At 69.5% G+C, this 18120-nt stretch carries 17 protein-coding genes, 1 tRNA gene and 1 pseudogene; 12 read left to right on the top strand and 7 right to left on the bottom strand.

The annotated features are described in order from the left end of the window. Positions 1-22: 22 nt before the first annotated feature. Positions 23-487 (bottom strand): GatB/YqeY domain-containing protein, encoded by a 465-nt coding sequence (locus ACFXKG_RS09585; RefSeq protein ID WP_384834919.1) that lies wholly within the window; start codon positions 485-487, stop codon positions 23-25. A 108-nt stretch (positions 488-595) separates the two neighbouring features. On the opposite strand from ACFXKG_RS09585, the gene ACFXKG_RS09580 reads away from it, so the two are divergent. The 6 genes from ACFXKG_RS09580 (at position 596) to ACFXKG_RS09555 (ending at position 6215) form a co-directional block, all read left to right on the top strand. Next, entirely contained in the window at positions 596-1537 is a 942-nt protein-coding gene (locus ACFXKG_RS09580) for a metallophosphoesterase (protein WP_384834916.1), read from the top strand. 120 nt (positions 1538-1657) lie between these two features. After that, positions 1658-1731, top strand: a tRNA-Pro gene (locus ACFXKG_RS09575). A gap of 741 nt (positions 1732-2472) precedes the next feature. Beyond that, the gene (locus tag ACFXKG_RS09570; RefSeq protein ID WP_384834913.1) at positions 2473-3012 is read left to right on the top strand and encodes a hypothetical protein; all 540 of its coding nucleotides are present in this window, start codon (positions 2473-2475) and stop codon (positions 3010-3012) included. Next, positions 3005-3502, top strand: coding sequence for a hypothetical protein (locus ACFXKG_RS09565; RefSeq protein ID WP_384834910.1), 498 nt, complete (start codon positions 3005-3007; stop codon positions 3500-3502). The genes ACFXKG_RS09570 and ACFXKG_RS09565 overlap by 8 nt, the downstream gene beginning before the upstream one ends. Next, on the top strand, positions 3499-4683 hold the full coding sequence (locus tag ACFXKG_RS09560; protein WP_384834907.1) for a caspase family protein: 1185 nt from the start codon (positions 3499-3501) through the stop codon (positions 4681-4683). Before ACFXKG_RS09565 ends, ACFXKG_RS09560 begins: the two co-directional genes overlap by 4 nt. After that, positions 4680-6215 carry a hypothetical protein gene (locus tag ACFXKG_RS09555; protein WP_384834904.1) on the top strand — a complete coding sequence of 512 codons (1536 nt, stop codon included), beginning with the start codon at positions 4680-4682 and terminating at the stop codon, positions 6213-6215. The genes ACFXKG_RS09560 and ACFXKG_RS09555 overlap by 4 nt, the downstream gene beginning before the upstream one ends. A 98-nt stretch (positions 6216-6313) precedes the next feature. Here the strand turns inward: ACFXKG_RS09555 and ACFXKG_RS09550 are convergent, their stop codons facing one another. The 3 genes from ACFXKG_RS09550 to ACFXKG_RS09540 all read right to left on the bottom strand — a co-directional run bounded on the left by ACFXKG_RS09550 (position 6314) and on the right by ACFXKG_RS09540 (position 8607). Beyond that, positions 6314-7846 (bottom strand): LacI family DNA-binding transcriptional regulator, encoded by a 1533-nt coding sequence (locus tag ACFXKG_RS09550; protein WP_384834901.1) that lies wholly within the window; start codon positions 7844-7846, stop codon positions 6314-6316. A 47-nt stretch (positions 7847-7893) separates the two neighbouring features. Next, positions 7894-8274, bottom strand: a complete 381-nt coding sequence (locus ACFXKG_RS09545) for a helix-turn-helix domain-containing protein (protein ID WP_384835276.1) — start codon at positions 8272-8274, stop codon at positions 7894-7896. A 75-nt stretch (positions 8275-8349) separates the two neighbouring features. Continuing rightward, complete coding sequence (locus ACFXKG_RS09540) at positions 8350-8607, bottom strand: XRE family transcriptional regulator (RefSeq protein ID WP_384834898.1); 258 nt, start codon at positions 8605-8607, stop codon at positions 8350-8352. Between the two features lie 493 nt (positions 8608-9100). Here ACFXKG_RS09540 and ACFXKG_RS09535 point away from each other — a divergent pair, with 493 nt between their 5' ends. The 5 genes from ACFXKG_RS09535 to ACFXKG_RS09515 all read left to right on the top strand — a co-directional run bounded on the left by ACFXKG_RS09535 (position 9101) and on the right by ACFXKG_RS09515 (position 14529). Then, positions 9101-10024 (top strand): hypothetical protein, encoded by a 924-nt coding sequence (locus ACFXKG_RS09535; RefSeq protein ID WP_384834895.1) that lies wholly within the window; start codon positions 9101-9103, stop codon positions 10022-10024. A 92-nt stretch (positions 10025-10116) separates the two neighbouring features. Then, positions 10117-10716: an ATP-binding protein gene (locus ACFXKG_RS09530; RefSeq protein WP_384834892.1), complete on the top strand. Its 600-nt coding sequence runs from the start codon at positions 10117-10119 to the stop codon at positions 10714-10716. Positions 10717-10808: 92 nt separating this feature from the next. Further along, a complete protein-coding gene (locus ACFXKG_RS09525) occupies positions 10809-12143 on the top strand; it encodes a hypothetical protein (protein WP_384834889.1) in 1335 nt (444 codons plus the stop codon). A 38-nt stretch (positions 12144-12181) separates the two neighbouring features. After that, positions 12182-12796, top strand: coding sequence for a mobilization protein (locus ACFXKG_RS09520; protein WP_384834886.1), 615 nt, complete (start codon positions 12182-12184; stop codon positions 12794-12796). Then, positions 12793-14529 (top strand): relaxase/mobilization nuclease domain-containing protein, encoded by a 1737-nt coding sequence (locus tag ACFXKG_RS09515; RefSeq protein ID WP_384834883.1) that lies wholly within the window; start codon positions 12793-12795, stop codon positions 14527-14529. Before ACFXKG_RS09520 ends, ACFXKG_RS09515 begins: the two co-directional genes overlap by 4 nt. Before the next feature lie 127 nt (positions 14530-14656). On the opposite strand, the gene ACFXKG_RS09510 is transcribed toward ACFXKG_RS09515, so the two are convergent. Continuing rightward, positions 14657-15478: a DUF317 domain-containing protein gene (locus ACFXKG_RS09510; protein ID WP_384834880.1), complete on the bottom strand. Its 822-nt coding sequence runs from the start codon at positions 15476-15478 to the stop codon at positions 14657-14659. 380 nt (positions 15479-15858) lie between these two features. Between ACFXKG_RS09510 and ACFXKG_RS09505 the strand changes: the two genes are divergently transcribed. Next, the gene (locus ACFXKG_RS09505) at positions 15859-16563 is read left to right on the top strand and encodes a nucleotidyltransferase domain-containing protein (protein WP_384834877.1); all 705 of its coding nucleotides are present in this window, start codon (positions 15859-15861) and stop codon (positions 16561-16563) included. A gap of 127 nt (positions 16564-16690) precedes the next feature. Here ACFXKG_RS09505 and ACFXKG_RS09500 read toward each other — a convergent pair. Both ACFXKG_RS09500 and ACFXKG_RS09495 read right to left on the bottom strand, forming a co-directional pair. Then, positions 16691-17092 (bottom strand): annotated as a pseudogene (locus ACFXKG_RS09500) (NUDIX hydrolase); the annotation flags it as partial. Positions 17093-17114: 22 nt separating this feature from the next. Continuing rightward, positions 17115-18068, bottom strand: coding sequence for an FAD-dependent oxidoreductase (locus tag ACFXKG_RS09495; protein ID WP_384834876.1), 954 nt, complete (start codon positions 18066-18068; stop codon positions 17115-17117). Positions 18069-18120 lie beyond the last annotated feature (52 nt).

The raw sequence follows: 18120 nt of genomic DNA, 5'->3' as shown, positions 1-18120 counted from the left end.
CCGCCGACGGACCGGGCCGGATCTAGCCGGCGAGCGACTGCTTCACGAGGGCCGCCACCCGGCCGCCGTCGGCGAGACCGGCCACCTTCGGGTTCACGATCTTCATGACCGCGCCCATCGCCCGCGGCCCCTCGGCACCCGCGGCCTTCGCCTCCGCGACGGCCTGCGCCACGATCCCGGCCAGCTCCTCGTCGGTGAGCTGCTTCGGCAGATACGCGTCGAGCAGCACGCCCTCGGCCTTCTCGCGCTCGGCCTGCTTCTCACGGCCGCCCTGGGCGAACGCCTCGGCCGCCTCGCGGCGCTTCTTCGCCTCCTTCGCGATCACCTTCTGCACCTCGTCGTCGGAGAGCTCGCGCGCCGACGTGCCCGAGACCTCCGCCTTGGTGATCGCGGTGAGGGTGAGCCGGAGCGTGGCCGAGCGGAGCTCGTCCCGCGCCCTGATGGCCTCGGTGAGGTCTTCCTTCAGTCTGGACTTAAGGCTGGTCATGGGGCCAAGTGTGGCAGGTGCGCCGAGGTGGCCGCCCGCGGATTTCCCCGCCTGTGGATAACCGCCCCGTGGATCACTGACACCCGGCGCGTCTGCGACCATGGGCGCATGCGCGCACGCTACGGGGTTCCCCTCAAAGTCACCGCCGGTATCGCAGCTGTCGGGGCGGCCGGCCTCGCCTACGCCGCCGGATTCGAAGCCCGCTCCTTCCGGCTGCGGAGAATCTCCGTACCGGTGCTGCCGCGCGGTATGCGTGATCTTCGCGTCCTCCAGGTCTCCGACATCCACATGGTGAGCGGACAGCGCAAGAAGCAGCGCTGGCTCCAGTCGCTGGCCGGGCTGCGCCCCGACTTCGTCGTGAACACCGGCGACAACCTCTCCGACCCGGAGGGCGTGCCGGAGGTGCTGGACGCGCTGGGCCCGCTGATGGAGTACCCGGGCGTGTACGTCTTCGGCTCGAACGACTACTACGGCCCGACGCTCCGCAACCCGGTCCGCTATCTCTTCGAGAAGGCCCAGGGCCGCCACGGCCTGAACGGCAACGCCCCGGCCGTCTCCGTGGTGCACAACCCGTGGGAGCCGCTGCGCGACGCCTTCGACGAGGCGGGCTGGGTGGGCCTGAACAACGCCCGCGGCCGGCTGAAGATCGACGGCCACGAGATCGCCTTCACCGGCGTCGACGACCCGCACATCAAGCGGGACAGGTACGAGCGCGTCGCGGGCGGCCCCGCCCCGGACGCGGACCTCTCGATCGGCGTGGTCCACGCCCCGTACCTGCGCGCCCTGGACGCCTTCACGGCCGACGGCTACCCCCTGATCCTGGCGGGCCACACCCACGGCGGCCAGGTCTGCATCCCCTTCTACGGCGCGCTGGTCACCAACTGCGACCTGGACACGGACCGCGTCAAGGGCGTCTCCACCCACCACACGCCGGACCACACGGCGTACCTCCACGTCTCCGCGGGCTGCGGCACCAGCCGCTACACCCCCGTCCGCTTCGCCTGCCCCCCGGAAGCGACCTTGCTGACCTTGACCGCCGCCCGCAGCTGACCGGCCGTGCCTGACCGGGCCCAGCAGGCCCGGGTGGACGCCCCGGGGCCCCTAAACCGGATTTCGTCTCCGGCCAGCGGTGGGCTAAAGTAATCGATGTCGCCGGAACAACAGCGACATCGGGGTGTAGCGCAGCTTGGCAGCGCGCTTCGTTCGGGACGAAGAGGTCGTGGGTTCAAATCCCGCCACCCCGACGCTGAAGTACCAGGTCAGGGGCCTGATCCGCTTAGCGGGTCGGGCCCCTGAGTGGTTCCGGGGGGCCAGTCTGGGAGCCGTTTGGGAGCCGAGTAGGAGAGTCTGCTCCCAGTCGGCTCTTCGAAGCAGACACGTGCTTCCAGAGCGAAGCGATCACCCTGGACGCCGTCCGCGCCAGAGACGACCGGCACGGATGAGTGCTCAACGAACTCGCTGCCTTCATCCCTCAGCGCGGTCCCGACCAGGACACTCGCTACCTCGCCTTCTGCCGAGTGGCCACGCAGAGCTCGCTCCGATGCCTCCACCACCACCCTGTGAGGCAGCGCGGGAGCATCTCGCTGACCAGATGAGCGTGCACCCCACGAGAGAGCGTGTCCCGCGCCCAGTCCCCACTCGGCCCACAAACCGAGGCGGAACTTGATGCTGCACTAACTGTCGCGCCAGAGTGGTGGACGAATCTGTGGACAGGTCACTCAGGAACCGCCCATGTCGCACAATGAAGTGTCGATGAGTGGGAGTCGGGGGGCACGGTGGCACTGGTACACGTACATGGCATCGGAAACCGGAAGGCCGATGTTGCGGGGCGCTCTGCTGCTCTGCGCGATGAACTGCTGCGCCGACATCTCCTCCCCGCGACCGGCCACTCTCCGGGTGCTCTGTTGTCCAGTCCCCGGTGGGGCGAGCTCGTCGCAGACCCGGCCTGGGGGTGGGCCTCGCTGGCCCCGGACGAGGTGGAGTCGTTGGGCAGCGAGGAGCCGCTGGAGGAGGCCATCACCGAAGCTCTGGCGGACGCCGCCACGGGGCCGGAAGAGCGAGACACCGAGCAGGTCCTGACGGCGACCGCCCACCTATCGTTGCAGCGGGCGATCGATCTACTCGCGTTGGCGGGCAGCGACGACGAAGGATCCGAGCCGGGCGCCCTCGCGGATTTGGTGGCCTTCTGTGCGCGGGCCACCGCGTACTGGGCTGAGAAGACCGGCGAGGGCGCCCGGGGTGACGGCGTGGCCTTCTTCGCCTGGCTAAAAGACGTCAAGGAGGATGACGAGTTCCTCGACCGCCTCCATGACGAGGTCGCCGACTGGGAGCGGCGCACGGACTGCGGCACTGCAGTGGCCAGCCCGAGGCAGTGGGAGAGCTTCGCTCTCGAAGGTGGCCCCCCCCGCACGCGCCATCCGCGCGGTCCATCGGCTGCGTGCCCTCCACGTCTCTACCCGCACGCGCCCCTTGGCCGCCGGCGTCCGTCGCTGGGCCGCCCGCCCGTTGGCTCTGCTGATGGGTGACGTCATGGGGTACTTCGCTGAGCGCGGCACGCTCGATGCGCCCGGGCGGATCGTGGAGCGAATTGCCGGCTCCATCGACGAGGCGGCGCGGGACGCCGCGCTACGTGGGGAACCGCTGGTGATACTCGCCCACAGCATGGGCGGGAACATCGTCCATGACGTGCTGTCCGCTTTCCGGCCCGATGTGCGAATAGATCTACTGGTGACGGTAGGCACCCAGGTTGGCCTCTTCGAGGAGCTCAAACTCTTCGCGTCCAGCGACCACAAGGTGCCGAACGCGTATCGCCCCAAGGCCGCTGCGCCGCCGAACGTAGGCCGCTGGCTCAACGTCCTGGACCGATCCGACCCGCTGGCGTTCGCGGCAGCGCCGGTCTTCGCCGGTGCGGAGGACGTGGTCTTCCGAACCGGCGCTTGGTGGGCGCACACGGGCTATCTCACATCCTGCGACTTCCACTCGCGGCTGGCGCGCAGGGTGGGACAGCCGACATGACCACGGTTTGGGAGAGTGGCCTCGCGGGACCTGCCGCACATGCGCTGGTGATCGGTGTCGGCGCGTATGACTGGTTCCGCGGCGGAGCACGGTACGTGAAGGGCCGCAAGGGCGACCGCCTTTCCAAGGAGTTCACTCAGCTGGCTTCTCCTCCGGCGTCCGCGCGTGCGTTGTGCGAGGGACTACTCGAAGGGTTTCGGGACCTGCCCGGTGGAATGTCACTCGGCAGCCTCGAAGCAGTCGCCTCGGCCGACGAGGAGATGGTCCTCAAGAGCGACGACGGCAGTGAGGTGACGCTCAGGTCAGCCACTCTCGCGGGGGTGGAAGAAGCCTTCGATGCCTGGTACGACAGGTGCGACAGCCACCCGGACAACGTGGCGCTGTTCTTTTTCTGCGGCCACGGGATCCAGGTCGGAAGAGGCTCGCAGATTCTGCTGCTCCAAGACACCGGTGAGAACGTGCGGGACTACTTCCGCACCGCGGTGGACCTTCGCGTCCTAGTGGAGGGCATGGAGAGAAACAGCGCCCGAGTCCAGTGCTTCTTCGTCGACGCCTGCCGTTTCGCTCCGGAGCAGCTGTACGAGGAGGGGGACGTGCGTGCCACACATCTGTTGACGCCCCCACGCCGGCCGCGCCCCCGCGACAGAGTCGTCGTCCACTCCACCCTCCCGGGCACCAAGGCACACGGCCCGCTTGGAGGGGTCACTCGTTTCACCGAAGCGGTCCTGCGTGCCTTGCTGACACCCGACTCGGACTCCACGGGCGAAAACTGGGCGGTGACCACAGAGACCGTCGGGAAGTTCGTGCGCGAGCTCATGGCCTGGCCGGGGCTGCAGCCTGATGACCTCGACATGCCGGAACAGCACTGTGACTTCTCCTCATTGAGCACGAGCGCGGGCGGCGTTCTCTTCTCGTTCGATAAGGCTCCCTCGGTGCCCTTCCACTTCGACACCTCGCCCGGGGAGTCGCTGTCCGACGCTGAGTGGACGCTCATGGACCAAGAGCACCGGAAGGTGTACGCGTCCCGCCCGCCGAAGCCAGAACCCTGGATCGGGCACGGCCCCATCGGCCCGGCGCGAGTTGAGGTGTCGTTCGCCGACGGTCGCTTCCGGGGCCGTGGCGACGACGTCTGGATGCAGGCGCCCTGCCGTGCGCGGACAGTGGAGGTACAGGAGCTATGAGCGTTGCTACGGCACACGTCGACATCGTGGCTCCCGTGGTGCCTGGTGCCGCACTGGGCACGGTCGTCGGCGCAGCCGAGGTCCTCGATCGCGTCAACCGCCGGCTGGCGCGCGTCCCGCTGCGCGCGGGGATACCGACCCCGGTGGATATCCCACACGAGGAACGGTGCCTGGTACACGGCTGGTCACCCTACCTATCTGTCCAGCCCGTCGTGGTAACCGGTGGCCGCACCCAGCAGGCCGTGCTCTCCGCACGGCGCGCAACCGGCAAGAGCACAGACGCCAAGAAGCCTGGCCGGGCCGCGAGCGGCTGGATCCGGCTCTGGGGACGGGAGCCGGACGGCCGCTGGACAGTGCAGGACCCAGCGGACATGGCGACGGGCAGGGCCGCGACGGTGGCCATCCCGCAGGGCGGCCCCGCCGTCCTGCAGATCGGCGGCGGCCGTCGGCGGCCGGTGTGCACGCTGGTACCGGAGGGGGCTCTGTTCGCCCTGCAGCCCGCCGAGCGTCGGCCGCAGGGCCCGGTGGAGGTCCGCCCTGTAGCGGACTCGGGTTTCACCTTGCTTGAGGCACTGCGGCTCGGAGAGTGGAGCTGGGCCGCCGTCGTGGAGCGGGTTTGGTGGGATGAACCCGCCGTCCGAGGTACTCCGCTCCTCGATCTCGCGGTGGCCTATCTCGCATGTCGGCGCGGCAATCTAGAACAGGCCGGTCAGTGGCGGCAAGTGACCGGGAACCGCCATGAGGACGGCCCAGCCCGGATCGACGTCCTAACCATCGACGCATGGCTCGCCCGGCGCCGAGGTGAGTGGCGGGACCTCGCCTCGACCCTAGCCCAGCTCGCCGAGATGGGAGGAACCCCACTGGTGGCCGAGGGACTGGACCTGCTCGCTGCAGAGCTGACCCGCCCGCCGTTGGAACCGCGGGCACCGCATCCGGGTGAGGCGCTGCACCGCGTTCTGTCCCCTTACCTGCGCGCATCGGTGCCGTCGTCGCTCTCCTCTTTCACCGCCGCTCACCCGGAAAGGCCGGAGCCCCGGGCCCCTAAAAAAGCACCCCCCGGCAACTCTCTGCCCTTCCACGTGGAAGCGGACGCGAGCGCCTTGCAGATTCAGTGGCGTGTGCTGAGCAGCGCGCCAGTGCACGGCAGGCACTACGGACTCGCTGCCGACGAGAGCGCGCTGCCCCGCGAGCCTCGCCTGATGGCCATCGCGCCTGAGGAGGACCGCGAGTGGCTCATCATCGAGGATGAGGACCCAATGGTGCTCTGGCGGCTGGCCCGCAGGCTCCTTGACGAAGGGGTGACCACTGGAGTGTCTCTCGTGCCAGGCCGCGACGCAGTCGCGGTGGCGCTGCCGGGGCTTCAGGCGGGTCGAGTTGCGGCCGTTCTGGCCACCCTGCAAAGGCAGGGCCTGGTGCGGCGACTGGAGCTCAGTGTGGGCGGCGCGCGTCGGGCTCTGGACATCGCGGACGCTGCCGAGGCCGAGCGGATCCTGTCCGTGCTGCTGCGGGAGGGCCACCAGTCATCGCCGTAGCAGCCTGCCGCCTCCATACAACTAAACGGGGCATCCTCGACCGGTAGGCCAGAATCCGAGCTCGCCTGCGCTCCGACGCCTGCGCGGAGCCGGGGTCCTCACTGCGCCCTTGCTTGCTGTTCCACAGCCAGACGCGCCCTCAGGAGATCGTTAAGGACCCGCACCGGCGACGTAGGACCCATGGTCGTACGGGCGTTGAGGGCCGCTTCCCACTGCTCGGTCAGGCCAGCCATGAGCCGTCCACGCATACCGTGGGTGACATGGGCGTACCGCGCCGAGACCGAGCCGTCGATGTGGCCCATCCGCTCATCCATAAGGACCTTCTCGGTGCCGAGTTCCTCCATCAGTGTCCGGTGGGTGTGGCGAAGGCCGTGAGGCGTGAGGCCCTTAGCGACGGGGAGCCAGCAGGCGTCGGCGCGCTCGCTGGCGCCTCGGCCTCTTGCCGGAATGCCAGGCCAGGGCTCGCCGAGCACCGGCACGGGTCGTGGCTCCTGCGGTGCCTTCTTCGGGTACCAGCCGGAGACCGCCGGCGTGAACAGCCAGGTCGCGAAACCGTTCCTGCGCCAGTGGGCGGCATGCTCCGGCACGACGCCGCCCCGGACGAACCGGAGGTCCGCGATGGCCTGCTCGACCTTCTCTCGCGTGGCCTCGGCGACGCGTTCGGGGTGGTTGAGGACGTTGGACACCGTGCCGGTCGAAACGCTGGCACGACGCGCGACGTCGACGAGCTTCGCGCCCTGGTGACCGCCCGTGCGCGCCGCACCTTGCCCTCGGAAGACGTAGGTCTTCTCGTGGCAGGGGCACGGCTTGGGCTTCGTACGGGCGATGTGGTCGGCAACCAGCGCCGACAGCCAGTCCATCGAGTCGATGGTGCGGTAGCTGTCGTCCTTCGGCGGGCAGCGCACCAGCTCCCCCGTGTCGAGCTCGTACAGCTGCCACTCGACCCGGACGGCTCCAGGGCGGACGAACGCGGTCTCCAAGCCGACGATCTCGCCCCAGCGCATGCCCGTGTACCCCTTGAGGACCACGGCGACGAACTCGTCGTCGCGGCCGGAGAGCAGGGCGGCGCGCTCGGCGGTCAGCAGGATGCCGAGCGGATCAGTGACGACCTTCTCCGGGCCGCGGTCACGGGAGCGGCCGGCGCGCTTGCCGCGTCCGCGTCGCCTGGTGGCCGGGTTGGACGTGATCAGACCCTCGTCGATCGCGTCCTCGAAGATCAGGTGGAGCGTCGAGCGCCAGGTCTTGACGCTGGAGGTCGCGTAGACGGCCCTCTCCTTCTTCTCCCAGAGGTCGACATCCGTGCGCAGGATGCCGGCGAGCGCCTTGTCCTCGAAGTCGGGGAGCAGGTGCTCCTCGATGTGGCGCTTGTAGTTCTGCATGGTCGAGGCGGCGAGGTCCTGGGCCGCGTACCAGCGGTTCGCGTACTCGCCGAAGGTCTCCTGCCCGAGTGCCGGGTCGCGCCAGTCACCTCGCCGGTATTTGTTCTCCGCCTCGCTCGCGGCGCGCTGGGCCTCGCCTTTGGTGGCGAAGCGGATGGCCTTGCCGTTGTCGTCGACGACCGTGAGGTGCTTGCCGGGCGCCGTCTTGTACCGGCCGCGCCAGTAGTTCCCACGCTTCTCCGCGAAGCCCAACTTCCCTCACTCTGTTCGCTCTTGGTCTGTGGATGGGCGCGGGCGCGCTACACGACGGTCTCGTACTGGGTGCGGCGTGGTGGCCGGGCCCGCAGACGTGCCGTCATCGCGGCCGTAGTCGGCCGAGAAGCCTGGGTGGAACGAGTTCGGGCAGCGGGAGGACTTGTTACCGTTGGGTCGGTCGGCGCGTTGCTGAGGAATCGTTTCGGACGCTCTTCGTGGAGGCGGATGATCTCGGCGAGGTGTGGGGCGGTGAAGCGGTAGGAGCGACCGACGCGGGTGTGCGGGATGAGTCGGCGCCGGGCACGGTCCTTGACCCACCAGGCGGAGCAGCCGAGGGCTTCGGCGATTTCCTCGGGGCGGTAGAGGCGGGGCAAGGGGGCGCCGCCCTCGTTGGCAGGAAGGTGGCGCACGAGGGCGGGCGGTATCTCGGAATGGCTCAAGAAGGGCGGGTCCTCACTCGGTTGGGGGATTGCTCGGTCGGTGTCGCTGGGCGGCAATCGTCACGTGGCGGTCGGCCTCTGCGGGAGCACGAGAGGCAAGACGAGGAGGGTTTCGGCGATCACGATGAGGTCGTTGACGTCGCAGCGTCGTTGGAGGCGTTCGACGCCGGACAACGTGATGTTGGACATCAGGTGGCCGGGAGCGGTCACGCGACAGGCCGGCCGACGTTGCGAAAGGCCGATTTCGCTGCGCAGGATTTCGATGGATCGGGCGGCCTGCATTTCTGCAGGACCGATTTCCCATGAACGTTTGGGCATAACTTCAATTGAAGCGCCGGTTCGCCGGTTTGGGTAACCGGCGATCGTGGTCTATATTGCGCTCCCGTGGCTCCCTGCACAGCGGTTCGAGAAGGTCGGGACGGGCCATCGAAGACGCTCCAAGGATGCTCTGACGTGGGGAGTTGTGTTGTAGCTTCCCCGTCGGCGACACGTCAACGGCTTCCCACTGTGATGCTTCTGGCTCGGCGTCCGGGGCAACTATTTCGTCAGCCGCCGATCGTGCCCTACAATTTTGAGACCGCCTTTTACCGCCTGCCTTTTCGGCAGCCTTCTGCCGTGAGAGATTTCGCGGGATTGGGCTGGACTTGCGCGGCCTGAGTATGGCTGTGTTGACGACACCCCCCAGGGAGCGCGAGCGGCTACCAGCGCGCCCCCGAGCCGTCGACCGGTCCCCCTGACGCCCGTACCGCCACGATCGACGGTGATCCCGTGGGCGCCCGCCCACCTGCAACCGAGTGAGGAACCGCCCCTCTTGGCACGAATCCGCACCATCAAGCCCGAAGCCTTCGTCTCCGAGTCCCTGGCCGCCGTCTCCCTGACCGCGGAGCGGACCTTCCTCGGCCTGCTCACCCAGGCCGACGACCAGGGCCGACACCGCGACCACGCCGCGATCATCGCGGGCCAACTGTGGGTCCTGCGGCCGGAGCACACCCCGTCCGATGTCGAGACGGACCTCGCCCAGCTGGCTGACGCCGGACTGATCTGCCGCTACAAGAGCCCGGACGAGAAGCGCTACTTGCATATCGTGACCTGGCACCTGCATCAGAAGATCAACCGGCCGAGCAAGAGCCGCCTCCCTGCCTGCCCTCATCACGGCGCCTCGGCCGGAGGCCCTCCGAACACCCCGAGGGTCAGCGTCACGGAGCCCTCCCTGCCGCCTCACGGAGGATTCCGTGAGGGCGCACAGGCTGCGCGTGAGACTGCGCCGAATCCGCGCGTCAATGGAGAATCCACAGGTCAGGACAGTTTCATGGAGTCCTCCGTGAGGGCTCACGCAGAACACCCGGAGCCGTCGGTGAAACCTCACCGCCCGGATCTAGGACCTAGGACCATGGATCTAGGAAGTACCCCTTCGGGGGGCGCAAGCACCCCCGCGCCCGACACCGTCTCGGCCAAGCAGCTCCTTCGCGAGTACGTCGCGGCGTGCAACCACCGCCCGCCGGACGCCTTCCTCAACCAACTGGGCGGACAGGTGCGCAAGCTGCTCGACGAGGGCATCGCACCCGCACACCTACGAGGCGCCCTCGAACGCCATCGCGCCAAGGGGCTGTCCCCGAGCGTCCTGCCCAGCCTCGTCCACGAGGTCATGAACGCCGCCTCCGCGGCCGCGCCCGCCACCCATCGGGCGTGGACGAACCCCACCGATGTCGTCGCCGCGTACGGAGATGAGCTCTGACCGTCACCCTCGCACGAGAACCCCGCCAAGTCGGTCCGCTTACCGACCGGCTCACCACGATCCTGGCCGACCGGGGCATCGCCCCCGGTGTCATGGCGGAGGAGCCACCGGCTGAGCCCGTCACAGCCCTGGAACTCGCGGACGCTCGTATCCCCGCCCGCTACCGTCGCGCCTTGGCCGATCACCCGCGGATCACCACTTGGGCCGACCAAATCGCCCAAGCTGGACGCCCCGGTCCCAGCGGACCCGGAATCGCCGAGGGTCCGTCGCTGCTGATCGCCGGTCCCACCGGCACGGGCAAGACCCATCAGGCGTACGGCGCCGTCCGCGCCCTCCTCACCCGGGGCGTCCGCCTGCGATGGGAGGCCACCACCTCCGCCGACCTGCACGCGCGGCTTCGCCCCCGCGCCGGCCACGACGGCGAACGGGACCTGCGGACGCTGGCCCGCTGCCCACTGCTGATCCTGGACGACCTCGGCGCGGCCAAGACCAGTGAGTGGACCGAGGAGCTGACCTACCGGCTGATCAACCACCGGTACGAGCACATGCTCCCCACCCTCATCACCACCAACCTCCCCACAGCCGAGCTGCGCACCGCGCTCGGCGACCGCGTCGCCTCACGCCTGGCCGAGATGACCGAGCGCGTCGTCCTCACCGGCCCCGATCGACGCCGTAACGCGCCCGCCTCCTGACATCAGCCGCGCGTCCCCCTTCCCACCCTCACCGCATCCCGGCCCCGCGCACCGGCATGCCCCGCTCGCGCGAGCCTTTGGAGAGCCCCTGCATGACTTCCGGCGACATCGTGCCCACAAGTGCCGCAGAGACAACCGCGGCGTCCCTCGCTCACTGGATCACCCCGACCTCGGCAGCGGTAATCGTGCTCGTCGCCCTCGCCTTGACCGCTGGATGGCTGTGGCAGCGCGCCCGTAAGCGCGACACCGGAGGGCCGCGCCATGGCACCGCCGCGGTCCGGGTCGCCGCCGTCGCCGCGATCGGCTGCACCGCCTACAGCGCGGACACCAGCTGGCGGTTCGCCGCCGACTACCTGGACATGGGCGGGACCGTCGAGCGCGCGGCGATGTTCGCCGCCGCCGAGCTCGCCCTGTTCGCCACCGCCCTGCTCGCCCGGCAGAACCTCAACGGCCCGAAGCAGGCGCCCGGCCTACCTGGCACCCTCACCTGGGTGATCACCGCCGTGCAGATCCTGCCCGCCTATGCCGAGTCCGGGCCAGTGGGCGGAACCGTGCGGGCTTTCGTCGGCCCGGTCCTGGCGGCGATGCTGTGGCACCTGGCCATGGGCATCGAACTACGCCACCGCAGCCCGCACGCCGACTCCCGCGGCTTCGCCGCCGTCCTCGCCCGGCAATCACGCGAACGGCTGCTGGCCCGGCTCTCGATCGCCGACCGGGACGCGGACGCTGCCCGGATCATCCGCGAGCGCGCTCTCGACCGGGCCGTCACCCTGATACTCCAGGCGGAGGCCATGACGCCGGAACGGCGCGCCAAAAGGCGCGGGCGGCGCCTCACCCGCCGTCTGCACCAGGCACTGGAGCGGGCCGACGTCGACCGTGACGAGCGCCAGGACGAGCTGCTGCTGCGCAAGCTCGCCACCCGCCAGCAGGCTCTCACCCTGGCCTCCGTCTCCCTGCCTGCCCGTTGGCCCAGTCCGGACGCGGGCCCGGCGGGCAGCGCCGCGACTGCCCGCCAGCGAGCCGCAGTGGCGACGCGGGCGGAAGTTCCGGGCGGCCCGCTCTTCAAGGTCACGGGCGGTAACGCCCTCGACCGGGCAGCCCGCCCTCTGCCCGGAGACCGCCCGCTACAGCCCGCCCACATCGCTGTCGGCCCGGAACCGGAACCGGGCGAGGAAGCGCCGCACGTCGATCCTGGCAAGGCCGCACGGGCGAAGTCGAATCGCCCTGGCCGAAAGCCACGGGCGACACCGGACCTGCTCACCAAGTACGCAAAGCGCCTCTACCACGAGACCGGGCGCCTCTCCCGTGACCTGTTGGAGGAGGCCGTGCGCGCGGACGGCCACAGCGTTGGCAGCGACATCGCCGGAGAAGTCGTCCGCAGCGTCAAAGCCGACCTGGGGACCAGGCCCGTCGGCCAGCCGTACTGAGACCACTCATACCTCCAGCCCTCAAGGAAGGCCGCTCGATGCACGACTCGCACCATGAACTGCACTACGCCCAGGCGGAGATCACCAACCCCACCACAACGAGAGCAAGTTGGAGGTTCGGACACTCCCCCGCTGGGGGAGCGCCCGAACCCGCCCCAGGGGTGGCGGGACCCGTCCGGCGCCAGGGGGCGTCGGGCGGGGAGGCTGCGACCGAGGGCGGATCGCAGCCTGGCAAGATCACCCGCCCGGGCAAGGCCGGGAAGGGGAAGTCGCGTCCGCGCGACAAGAAGCAGCGCCCCGCGCACAGCGTCCGCCTCAACGGGCAAGAACTCGACATCATCCAGTCCGGAGCCGACCACGTCGGCATGAGCGTGGCAGGCTTCCTGGCCCACTCCGCCCTGGCCGCCGCCCGTGACCAGTCCCGCACCGCTGCGATGATCGCGACTGAACGGGACATCCTGACCGCCCTGTTCGGCGTGCGCCGTCAGCTCGGCTGGGCCGGCAGCAACGTCAACCAGGCCGTCAAGGCTCTCAACTCCGGCGCCGACGCGCCGCATTTCGCCACCGCCCTCACCGACCTGCAACGCGCCGCACGGGCCGTGCAACGAGCGGCCGACAGGATTACCGACCGACAGGAGGAGCAAGCGGCTTGATCCCCCGGATCCACCAGCAGGGCAGCCGTACGCTCGGGCTCCTGCACTACCTGTACGGCAAGGGCACCCACGAGGAGCACATCGACCCGCACCTGGTCGCTTCCTTCGACGGCATGGCCCCCGATCCCGGTCGCGACCCTTCGGTGACGAAGAAGGACCTCCAGCACCTCCTCGACCAGCCTCTGTCGCTGCTCGACGCGGGCCATCGTCCCGACCAACACGTCTGGCACTGCTCCGTACGCGCCGCCCCCGACGACCCGATCCTGTCCGACGAGCAGTGGGGCGACATCGCCCGCCGTACGGTCGCCGCCACCGGCATCGATCCCGGCGACGGCGCCGGCTGCCGATGGGTCGCTGTCCGGCACGCCGACGACCACATCCACATTATCGCCACCCTGGTCCGCGAGGACGGCCGCCGCCCGGACCACCATCGCTCCGGCAAGCGCGCCCAAGCCGAGTGCCGGCTGATCGAGAAGGAACTCGGCCTGCACCAGGTCGCACCCGGGGACGGCACCGCGGCCAAGCGGTCCACCAGCGCGGAACGGCACAAGGCCGAACGCGAGGGCAGGCCACGACCGGCTCGCGAGGAGCTGCGGGAGACGGTACGGCGCGCGGTGGCCGGCGCGACGAGCGAGAAGGAGTTCTTCGACCGGTTGGCCGCAGCCGGGCTGCTGATTCGCAAGCGCGTCGCGCCCTCCGGCGACCTACTCGGCTACAAGGTCGCTCTTCCCGACGACCGCAACAAGGACGATGAGCCGGTCTTCTACGCCGGTTCCACGCTCGCTCCCGATCTGTCCCTGCCCCGCGTCCGCGAACGCTGGGCCCGTTCCGCGGAGGCTGCCACGTCGGAGAACAGCGCCCGGCCGGAACAACCCGCCCTGCCGGATGTGACTGGTCCCGCGTTCGCGCGGCGCCGGGCCTCCGCCGCCACCTGGCAGGCCCTCCTGATCATCGACCAGGGCGACGACGGTGCGGCAGCGGCCCAGATCGCTGCGGCGGGGGAGATCCTGGACGCGCTCGCCAAGACCTCCGCCGCCCACACCCGCGCCGAACTCCGGAAGGCGGCGCTCGGGTTCGAGCGGGCCAGCCGTTCCCACGTGAAGGCCGTACGCGGGCACGACCGCGCCCTGCGCCAAGCGGCCCGCGATCTCATCCACAGCGGTCCTGCCCTCGGTCGCGGGGAAGACGGCGCCACCACCGCCATGCTCATCGACATGGCCTTCTTCCTCGCCATCGCCGCAGCGACCTGGCATGCCAAAAGGCACCACGGCCAGCAGGCCGCCGCCGCCCGAAAAGCCGCCGGACACCTGCGCGTGGCCTACCAAGCCGCTGCGGGCGAACCCATGGCCGCCCTCCGCTATCGGGGCCAACATCTGGCCCCGCGAGTCCGGCAGCGGCAAGCCGACCTTCTCCACCAGGTGCTGCCGACCCTGGCCACAAGGGTCCAGGCCGAAGCCGGTTGGCCCGCCCTGGCCACCACCCTCGATGAAGCCCGCAGAGCCGGTCACGATCCGGCGGCTCTGCTGATCGAAGCTGCTCGGCGGCGCGAGCTGAGCACCGTCACCTCCATCAGTGACGTCCTCGTCTGGCGCCTGCGGCGCGGCGCCCATCTGCCCGCCCTGACCGAAACCCGCCACGACACACCCGCCCGAGGCAACCGGCGCCAAGATTCCTCGGTGTCCAGCGCCCTGCCGTCGCTGGGTACTGTGAACGATCCCAACCGGCGACGCTGACCGGAAGCCCACGCAACACACCGACGATCGCCGATTGGGCTGAGCGGCCCGGGATGCACCTCCGGACAGGACACATCGCAAAGCCGGGCCTCCCCTCGGGAGGCCCGGCTTATGCGTTGGATGGCCTTCAGCCGGCTGGAGCGCGCAGGAGCCGATCGCGTGCGCTCTCCGGCAGCACCCGGCGCAGGACCGGTGCGCGGGAACAGAGGCCGCCGGCGAAGGCGGCGACGAGGTCGTGCGGCACGCTCGGGCTGAACGAAGCCGCCCACAGGTATCCAGCGCCGAGCATCGGCTCAGACCACGCCTGCCAACCAGCCAGGACCGCGTCGTCCGCCTCGGCCACAAGCGCCAGTGGGTCACCATCCTGAATGAGGGGCGGCACTTCACCGAGGCGGACGTGCGAGGCGAACGTCGGATCCACCGCACCCGCACCGGGCTGACCGGTGTCACGCGGCCAACCGTGCGCCGCCACCGCGTCGAGGACCAGCTCGGGGCCACCGAGCGGCACAGTGGGCTGGTCGCGGGCGTCGAGTGCGGCGAGGAAGGTGGAGAGGACCTCGCCGGGCACATCAGGAGTGAAGTAGGCCGACCACCGCGCGAGCGGGCTGCTCGGCTCCGCGCGAGCGGACACCTGCCAGGCAATCGGCAGATTCCCAAGGTGGAACGGCTCGTCCGGCAAGACCCACTGCGCCCACCGCAGCGAGTCGGGACTGATGTGAAGGACGGTGCTGCGTAGGACCTGAGGGGCCTCCGCCGCCTCGTCCGGCTCCTGGCGCCCGCGGACGATCGTCAGACTCGTCCAGTCCAGATCCGCGAGCGTATCGGCCACAGCCTCGTACAGACGCCCGTCATCACCGGCCAAATGTCGAGGACCGACCCAGTACGCGGGTGGGGCTCCGGCCGGGGCAGGCGGGCCGAACGGAATGTCGGAATGCAGGTACGCCTCCAAAGGCTGGAAGTCTTTTACGGTTCTTCGAACGGACGTGCACGTCCGCGCGGTCGTCAACGACCAGGTGCACATCGTCGACGGAGAACCGATCCATCACGAGCACGTCCTGGCCCGGGGCGAACAGCCAGGCACGCAACCGAAGGACCTCGACGGCGGTGGGGAATCCGGACTCCAGGGGGCGCCGCAGTCACCGGCAATCACCTCTTTGACCTGGTGCTATGGAGCAAGGTCGTCCACCTTGACATGCCGCTGCAACCTTGGCCACTCATTCGTGGCTCTTTTCTGTCTGCCCCCGGCGAACTGCGATATGGGGCCCGAGACATCACGGTCGAACCAAGAAATGATGTGCGTGCGACGCGGCCAATGCTGATATTTGCTCCATGGATGCGATCGAGTCCGCACGCGCCGTCGTAGATGAACATCACCCTGACGCGCGAGCCGCCCTCCTGGGAGGCAGCGTGGTGACAGGCCGCCGCACAGCCACGTCTGACCTCGACATCGTGGTGCTGCTTCACGGAGCCCCGGCCCCGTACCGCGCGAGTGTCCAGTACGCCGACTGGCCGGTGGAGATGTTCGTGCACACCGAAGCGACGTGGCACGCCTACGTCGAGCGGGAACTGCGCAGGCGCCGGTCACCGCTGCTGTGGATGTGTGCCGACGGGCTGCTGCTCTTCGACACCGACGGACTTGGAGCACGCATCGCCGCGGAAGCCCGGAGGCTGACCGCCTCGGGACCGGCCCCGGAGTCGGCGGAAGAGATCGACGACCGCCGCTACGCGATCACCGACCTCTTGGACGACCTCGCGGGAAGCACCGACCAGAGCGAGCGTCTCTTCGTCGCGACCGAACTGGTCCGACGGACCGGTGAGCTGGCGTTGGCCGTCGGCGGTTCGTGGGGTGGTGGGGGGAAGTGGCTGGCACGCCGTCTTGAGACGACCGCGCCAGGGCTCAGCACGCGCCTCCGTCACGGCCTGCAAGAGGTACTGAGCGGGAGAGTCGAGCCCCTTGTGGCCATCGTGGAGGAGGTGCTCGGACAGGCCGGTGGCCGGTTGTGGGTCGGCTACAAGCGCGCCGGAACTCCCTGAACGATCTCGCTCCGCACGGGACCGACGGCCCCCGCCAAGCCTCGCTGCCTCGGGCCCGCATGGGCGACTCTGCGTCAGGTCGGCAGCAAACCCAGGTCTGCCCTTCGCCGAGCCGACTCTCAGGAGGCAGAACCTCATCGAGGTACGCCTGCACAGGCTCGAACAGCCCATGTGGAACGTAGTGAGGGATCTCGCCCCGCGTCACCCAGGCAAGATCGGCCAGTTCGTCGGGGGCCGCGACATGGGCCTTGCCACTCAGTACCTCGCAGGCGGTGTACGAGATCAGCCGACCCGTTGCTGGGTGGACACGCTCACCGAGCCGCTGCAGAGCCGCCACGGCCAAACCTGTCTCCTCCCACGTCTCACGGACGGCGGCTTCTTCGCGCGTCTCACCGGGTTCGATCTTGCCGACCGGGAACTGCCAGGAGAGCGAACCCTCGCTGACACGGCGACGCACCATCAGGACACGACTCTCGTGAACGATGATGGCCGCGGCTACACCCGCCTGCGTCCCCGCACTCTGCCCCAACGCCTGTTCCTCCAGGTTCGGATCACTTGGCGGAGAGCAATGCCCGAGTCTCCTCGGCGCACCCCCACGACAGCGTGACGCCGGCGCCTCCATGCCCGTAGTTGTGCAGCACCATGGTGCCGTCCTCCCACAGCTGACCCTCCACACGAACCGTGGAGCGGGTCGGCCGGGCACCGATCCGGTGCTCCAGGACGCGGGCCTTCATGAGGCGGGGTTCGACCTCGGCGCAGCGTGCGACGATGCCGGCCGCCATGTTGTCGTCGGAGGCTAGGTCTCCCTCGCCGTCGATGGCGGTGCCGCCCAGGACGACGGTGTCGCCGTGAGGGTAGATGCACAGCAGGTCCGGCGAGAGGCCGGTGTCCTCGGAGAAGAACTCGGTGAGCCCTGGGTTGGTGACGACGACGTGCTGGCCGCGGATGGGCCGAAGAGCCGGGTCCGGCACCAGCTCCTGGGCACCCAAGCCGGAGCAGTTGACGATCACAGATGCCGAGCCGGCATCGGCGAGTGAGGCCAGGCGTCGCCGCTCGACCGTTCCGCCGGCGGCATCCAGTCGGCGCGAAAGGTAGCCAAGGTAGGCGGGCATGTCGATCAGCGGCACCATGAACCGGTAGCCCGATGTGAAGCCGGGCGGCAGTTCGGCCGGGCCGCACGGCCGGAAACCGGGCAGATCGGCGGCCCAGTCCGGTGGCGCCTCGGCGGTGCGGGACGCCTCGACGCCGCTGGTGAGGCGGACGCCCGTAGTGGGGTCCTCGGACAGCTCGCGGAAGATCTCCAGGGAACGCTGCCCCCACTGGTCGACCTTGTCCTTCGGCTCGACCAGGTATGGCCCCCACATCGCCCCGGCCGCCAGTGACGTGACGCCCGGCACCTGCTCGGCGATCACGTGCACGGACGCCCCCGCCTCGGCGAGAACGACGGCGGTGGTGAGCCCCGCCACCCCGGCCCCGACAACGGCAACGCGCTCCCCTGCCGTCATGGTCCCGACCCTAACGGCCGGCGGCAACGACGGGGCGTGCTCGGCGAGGACG

Source organism: Streptomyces sp. NPDC059255 (assembly GCF_042752355.1).
Taxonomy (GTDB): Bacteria; Actinomycetota; Actinomycetes; order Streptomycetales; family Streptomycetaceae; genus Streptomyces.
The sequence above is the reverse complement of the archived record's forward strand: the minus strand, read 5'-3'. Positions and strand labels throughout refer to the sequence as shown.